Source organism: bacterium, assembly GCA_024224155.1.
In the GTDB taxonomy this organism is placed as follows: domain Bacteria; phylum Acidobacteriota; class Thermoanaerobaculia; order Multivoradales; family JAHEKO01; genus CALZIK01.
On sequence record JAAENP010000331.1, the window covers coordinates 1 to 2,036 of the forward strand.

General features: G+C 66.3%; 2 protein-coding genes. Both read right to left on the reverse strand.

From position 1 onward, the window contains the following. Nucleotides 1-582: PQQ-binding-like beta-propeller repeat protein (locus GY769_16990; protein MCP4203618.1), on the reverse strand; the 582-nt coding region annotated here is incomplete at its 3' end. Nucleotides 583-708: 126 nt separating this feature from the next. Beyond that, nucleotides 709-1,938, reverse strand: coding sequence for a hypothetical protein (locus GY769_16995; protein MCP4203619.1), 1,230 nt, complete (start codon nt 1,936-1,938; stop codon nt 709-711). Nucleotides 1,939-2,036 lie beyond the last annotated feature (98 nt).

Genomic DNA, 2,036 nt, shown 5'->3' on the forward strand with positions numbered 1-2,036 from the left:
ACCGGTCTCGACGACCAGCACGCCGCCGACGATGGTCGGGGCGCTGGCGAAGCCGTACAGGGCCGGCCGGGCACCGAGCTCGTCGACAGCGTCGCGTCTCCAGACCTCGCGGCCGTCGGCGAGCCGCAGCGCGAAGAGCTCACCGCGCGCGCCCAGGCCGTAGACCACGTCCCGGTAGATCGTCGGAGTGGCCAGGGGACCGTCGTTCGAGCCGTCATGACCTTTGTAGGCCTCGCCGATGCGGTAGCGCCAGAGCTCGTCGCCGGTATCCGCGGCGAGGGCGACGACGAAATCGGACTCGCCGCCGGAGAAGGCGGTGACCAGCCGCCCGCCGACCACCAGGATGCCCGAGTAGCCGGAGCCCAGGGGCCTGGACCAGAGGCGTTCGAGACCGAAGGCCGGGCGCTCGGCCCCGTCACCTGTTCCCCTCCGGTGGAACGTTCCGTTGCCGAGCGTGGTCAGGTCGCGGTTGGGGCCGTTCCACGCCGGCCAGTCGCTGCCGCTCTCGGCGGCCAGGGGCACCGCCGGGGACAGGGTCAGGGTCAGGATCAGGGTCAGCGTGAGGCAAGTGTTGGTCTTCACGATGGTACTCCTGCGGATTGTGGTCGCGACCGCCGGGGCACATGGAAGTGGTCGGCGTGGTGGTCGACGTGTCGGGACTCGGCGTCGTACCGGCTCCTATTCGGGGGCGGTTTCCAGCACCGCCGATCAGGATTCTCCTGCGCCGGCACCTTCCTGCTGTTTTGCCAGGACCCGATCCAGGTTCCGTTTATAGACCCCGGCGTTGGGGTCCTCGATCTGCTGCCCCAGCTCGTAGGCCATCTCGTAGCCCTTTCGGGCCTCTTCCAACCGGCCATCGTTCTCGAGGGCCTCGGCCAGGCTGTCGTGGGGGTTGGCGGAGTGGGGGTTGCCCGCCACGTTGTATCGAAAGATCTCGATCGCCACGGCGAGGTCGCCGCGCCCCATGGCTTGATAGCCCAGACCGTTGATGATCTGCTCCGGCGGAGTTATGGAAAAACCGTACTTCTCGGAGATCCCCTGGTAGTGGGCCACCACCGCGTCGAGGCCGCCGGGGACCTCGCCGGTCTCGGGATCCCGCGGTAACTGCCAATCCTCGAAGACCTTCTGTAGACCGAAGTAATGGCTGCGCAGGACGACCGAGCCGTGGTTCTCGTCCTTCATCTGCCTGGCGCCCCAGGCGAAGCCGTCGATCTTGGTGTCGGCGAGGAGGGTCCGTAGACCGTTCCAGGCTTCCTCCATCTGCCCGGGCTCGTCGCCCAGCGTCATGAAGTAGGTCTTGTTCAGCTTCTTGCGATCGGCGAAGAGCTCCTCGGCCAGCTTCAAAGCCAGCTGGTCGTCCCAGGACAGCGCCGGGCTCACGGCGATGTAGGCCTGGAAGAGATCCGGTTGGCTGACGAAGGTGTAGGTCGAAAACAGTCCGCCGAGGGAGTGGCCGGCCAGGATCTTGAAGGGTTGGGTCCGGTAGCTCTTCTCCACGAACGGCATGAGCTCGGTCGAGATGAACTCGAGAAACTCCTCGGCGCCGCCGGAGGTGGGGAATTCCATCACCGTACCGTCGTCCCGCGTGATCGTCGCCCGAGTGGGCGACAGATCGCGGTTGCGGTCGGTGTTGGGGATGCCAACGATGATCAGCTCCGGGATAAGGCCGTTCGTGGCCAGGAAGCCCACCGTGCCGGCGGTGTGCAGCAGGTGGGCGTCGCCATCGGTGAGATAGAGGACGGGGTAGCTCTTCTGGCCGGTGCCGTAGCCCTGGGGTGTGGAGACCAGGACCTCTCTATCCTCTCCCAGAACCTTGGAGGACAGGGTCCGGCGTTCGGCGAACGGCATCGGCTCGGGCGAGTCAGCCGCCGCCGGCGGAATCAGTGAGAGGAAGAGCAGGCTCGGGGTCAGGGACGTACAAGTCTTGCGACGTCTCATGGTTTCTCCTTGAATCGGGTCAGCACCACGTGGGCCCAGTCGGATCGAGCTCCCACCAGACCTATACGTGGCAAGCGGCTCCAGGTTGGGGTTCCACC

Excerpts from the sequence above, each read along its gene's own strand:
- GY769_16995 (MCP4203619.1), bottom strand. The coding sequence starts at position 1,938 with ATGAGACGTCGCAAGACTTGTACGTCCCTGACCCCGAGCCTGCTCTTC.